Below are 4,036 nucleotides of genomic sequence, written 5' to 3'. Positions count from 1 at the left end.
TTTACTTCTTTGTTCTTCATACTATTTCTTCTTTAATATATATAAACCACCGGCAAGCAGCGCTGCGCCTAAACCTGCAACGGCGCCAATTAGCCACCATCGATTGCTTCCACCGTCATCTCCATCTTCGTCTCCACCGTCATCTCCATCTTCGTCTCCACCGTCATCTCCATCTTCGTCCCCGCCGTCATCTCCGCTGTCGTTTACAACAGTGAAGCTCATCACTTTGTTCGTCCGCTTCCAGCTATATCCCGTTTCGTAAAACTCATCATCGGAGGTCGGCTCGAAAAGCGCCACTGTAAAAGTAGTGGACTGGCTTGACATGGGGCGCGCTTCAGGCCTCAGCACCTCGCTATAATGGTTAGGGCCCAGGATAGTTAGCCCGTCGAACTCGATCAGCTCTCCGTGCTCGTCGTCATACCACCCGAGCGCCACAGCTTCCGCGGGAGATCCTTCTGCCAGAGCGACCGTACAATAAGGACGTATCGATTCTCCCGTTATCGCGCTTGCCGGCGCCTGTATTTCAATAATATTTGATGCTAGTGACATAGTATCCTCCTTATTTACCGCTTACGCTTCTTATAGAGCGAATATCCAAATATGCCGGCGCCAAAAGCCAGTAAGCCGGCAGCTCCGAATTTAAGCTGATCGGATATATCCTCTTCGTCTCCGCCGCCACCTCCTCCGCTTACCGAAACCCAGGGCTGCCATAACCATTGTGAGACTACCTGATCGCCATACCCTGTCTGGAACCATATCTCAGGAAGGATATCCTCAGTGGGAGTATATCCTAAATACCACACTATATCGTGCTGCGGTACAGTATAAGATATAGTCCCATAACCTTGTATAGAGATATTTGCGACGTTTCTTCGCTGGCCCTCTATCAGTACATCTAAGAATACGGTGCCGGCACCGCCTTGATTTTCGATCCATAAAACTGGCTTTACATAGTCAGACACATTTACTTTTGTCGGCCCCCAACACTGGTCTAACAGAAATACAGGGCGCGGATCGGCTGCGGTTACAGTTACTGATTTAGTGCAACTGTCAGTGCCGGCCTGATTCGTAACGGTCAATATTACTGTGTATTTACCAGGGCTTGTGTATACGTGATTAGGACTCGCTTCTATACTGCTACTGCCATCACCAAAATCCCACTCCACGCTGGTTATCGGTGCGATATCTGGAGCACTCGACGTATTGTTGAAATAAACATTCAGCGGTGTAGGCCCACTTTTAGGAGACATATCAAATGACGCTATAGGTAACCCCTCAGATACATTCACAGAGAACGCAACGCTGGGTGTATCTAAGGCCTCAATGTAATCCCATTTACCTCCGGTTATAGAGTAAAATTTTTCCCATACCTGAGCATATAGCTTATACTCTCTCCAGCCTACCGGCATGCCTATCACGTCAGGTTTTATACTTAATACGAAGTCAGCCTCTCCCGAAAAATCAAACTGTTTATCTATTGCTACAAAGTTACCTAGATTCCCCGCTAATACCCGGGGTGGTCCATGTGGTGCTTCCCAGGGCGCATTTCGCCATTCTTCATAATAAAATACCTCCCATCCCGGAATCGGGGTAAAGATACCGCCATCGACCCGCTCTAACTCAAACGCTATAAACAGCATCTCCTCGTCACGGGCAGAAACTACGTCGCTGGGAAACTCCCATTTAACTCTGATGATGATATCATACACAGCGCCATATAACATAGGATTCGGGACTGGCGTAATGCTGGTTATCCAGGCGCGGGCATCACTTGTCGCCCAAGAAGATCCTTCAGGTAAAGAGTAAATTCTCATAATACTTCCTTAAGCAGCTACCAACACTAATGATCTAGCCACACAGTTCGCTAATATTGATTCCGCCTGTGCTAACACATTAAAAGATGCGGGTAAACCGACAGCCGGCGCGCCGACGGTACATGAGACAGCTATCGCCGCCAGGATACCTAATAGTACAGCTGTGGATAGCCCGGCCCAAGCAGAACTTAACTGAGCTGCAGATATACCCATAGCACTCGCTTCGGCCTGTATTATCGCTTTAGTTGCACTTGGTTGCTGATTGAAGTAATTCTGCGCAGCATTGATATCACCTATATTTGTGGAGATAGGATGTACCCCTGATTGTATATGGGTCGCCAGCGCTTCAGGAGAAATAAAGGTCAGCCCGCATATAGGGCAATCTACCGGCGGTGGCGTAGTCCCGCCGCTTGGCGGCAGGTCTGGTCCACCAGGATTCGGATCCGGCGGCGGTTGCCTATTGTATGGAGGCCATTTCTTAAACTTAGTCCAGAAATATCTCGCTATCAGGCCAGAGGCCACTGTCGGTATTATCACATATAAACCGAAGGATTTAGCCCAATCGCCTAACTGTTCCACGAAGTCCACAAGCCAATTATGGTTAATCTCATCTAAGTATAAAACTTTCCAATTAAGATCTGCGAGCTTTTGATCCAGTAATTGTCGTTGGGCGTCACTCATACCACCTTGAGCGATGATATCATTCTGGTATTCTTCGGTATCCTGCATCTCGATAAAGATTTCATCAAGGAGGAGTTGCTTTGTTTCCTCTGTCTTATTAAAGTAATCCATTATGGCTTTTATACCTAGATAACCTAAATAAGTGCCACCCAGCACCACACCGCCGACTACCAGTGGCTTTATATTGGCTTTTTTCTTTTCGTCCGCCATGGCATTCTCCTTTTATTACGCCGTAATAATTACCGAAAGCCGTACTGCGCGTATATCCGGCACATCTTGGCCATTGGGTCCCGCGGCAGGTTTACGAAGTCCTGCCAGCCGTCCCTCTCCTCTATGACCTCGATATCGTTGAATCTTATGTATGGTATATAAGGCTGGTCCTCGGCCACGGCGTTCACTCCCTCCGGCTTGGCGCAGGGGATAGTAGTGTCTAAAGTATAAAGACCGGAGCCGTCTACCACCGTCACCCAGGCGTGACCCCACCCGGTGTAAGTGCCTATAGTGCAGTAAACCTGCCGTTCGCTCATGAAGTTGCGCAATAGAGACACGAGCACCGTCGCCGATCCCTCACAGTCACCGTAGCGCGGCGGATCCAGTGTCTCGCATGGCAGCTCCCAGAAGTCATGCACTTTTGCAGAGCGCTTGACCGGGATGCGGATTATGGGGCAGCCGCGCAAAAAGCTGATCTTTTCGTGAAAATCCTGAACATCGTCGCATGAAGGGGGATATTTTACATTGCGGCATACCCAGTCCCAGCAGTTCCATACCATGTCGCCGTCAGCGGATATCGTTTTGAGCACGTCCTGGACGCTGGGGGTGAAAGGCGTCACAAACTCGCGAATATCGAGGTATTCGTTGCCGAAGCGCTTGCCGTAAACAGGATACCTTTCCACAGTTACCTCGTAAATAAAAATAGGGCGCAGGTCTTACCTACGCCCTTAAATTACCATTGATAGGAGTGTTTTGTCAAACCAGCAAAGCGCCGACGGACTTTATCTCCGCCTGCACCCAGTCTTTGTGCTTTTTAAGCACCGCGCCCTGAGCCGGCAGCTTCTCGCTTACCAGGTATACCAGTCGGTCCGCGCTGATGCTCTCTAATATCTGCAATCCGGATCCTTTCGCCGAAGTGCCTCCAGCCTTTCTGGTCTTATCGATGCGGCTTTTGATATCCGGGTAATTCTCCAGTATCGCGTCAACCACGGAAAGCAGCTCCTCGCGCGGCCTCTGCTTTAACATACCGACGAGGCTCCAGCCGCTCGTTATACGGGCCTCAAGCGCCTCCGGTTCCAGCGCGACGATGTAGTAAGCTATGAAATCAGCTATCGGCCTCGTTATCCTCGACACTACCAGTCTTGTCAGGAAGCTGCTCTCCATAACCATCTTCTACCTCTCTTTCTTTATCCCGGCTCATATCCGGTTTAGTTTTGGGTTTCGCTAATTGCACTCTTGGCTCGGCGGGTTTCTGTTGATCCGGCGGCTGCAGTGGGGCTTTAAGGATCAACTTACCACAGTAAGCGCAGTTTATGCCATATCCATCCGGT

Annotated in this window: 6 protein-coding genes; all 6 read right to left on the bottom strand. The window is 49.6% G+C overall.

The genetic code is table 11. The features are described from left to right. Positions 1-21: 21 nt before the first annotated feature. Entirely contained in the window at positions 22-549 is a 528-nt protein-coding gene (locus tag WC359_15000) for a hypothetical protein (protein MFA5401757.1), read from the bottom strand. Between the two features lie 14 nt (positions 550-563). Then, positions 564-1,814 carry a PKD domain-containing protein gene (locus WC359_14995; protein MFA5401756.1) on the bottom strand — a complete coding sequence of 417 codons (1,251 nt, stop codon included), beginning with the start codon at positions 1,812-1,814 and terminating at the stop codon, positions 564-566. A 9-nt stretch (positions 1,815-1,823) separates the two neighbouring features. Next, the gene (locus WC359_14990; GenBank protein MFA5401755.1) at positions 1,824-2,705 is read right to left on the bottom strand and encodes a hypothetical protein; all 882 of its coding nucleotides are present in this window, start codon (positions 2,703-2,705) and stop codon (positions 1,824-1,826) included. A gap of 29 nt (positions 2,706-2,734) precedes the next feature. Continuing rightward, complete coding sequence (locus tag WC359_14985) at positions 2,735-3,388, bottom strand: hypothetical protein (GenBank protein MFA5401754.1); 654 nt, start codon at positions 3,386-3,388, stop codon at positions 2,735-2,737. Positions 3,389-3,461: 73 nt separating this feature from the next. Next, a complete protein-coding gene (locus tag WC359_14980; protein ID MFA5401753.1) occupies positions 3,462-3,839 on the bottom strand; it encodes a hypothetical protein in 378 nt (125 codons plus the stop codon). After that, positions 3,811-4,036 (bottom strand): hypothetical protein (locus WC359_14975; GenBank protein MFA5401752.1); only part of this gene is annotated, 226 nt, incomplete at its 5' end. The genes WC359_14975 and WC359_14980, both read right to left, overlap by 29 nt.

This window comes from Dehalococcoidia bacterium, from assembly GCA_041653995.1.
Classification (GTDB): Bacteria; Chloroflexota; Dehalococcoidia; order GIF9; family UBA5629; genus CAIMUM01.
Note: the sequence above shows the minus strand (reverse complement) of the source record. Positions and strands in the feature narration are given on the sequence as shown.

What these genes read in the sequence shown, in the direction of transcription:
- WC359_15000 (MFA5401757.1), bottom strand. Translation starts at nt 549, where the DNA reads ATGTCACTAGCATCAAATATTATTGAAATACAGGCGCCGGCAAGCGCG.
- WC359_14995 (MFA5401756.1), bottom strand. Translation starts at nt 1,814, where the DNA reads ATGAGAATTTACTCTTTACCTGAAGGATCTTCTTGGGCGACAAGTGAT.
- WC359_14990 (MFA5401755.1), bottom strand. Translation starts at nt 2,705, where the DNA reads ATGGCGGACGAAAAGAAAAAAGCCAATATAAAGCCACTGGTAGTCGGC.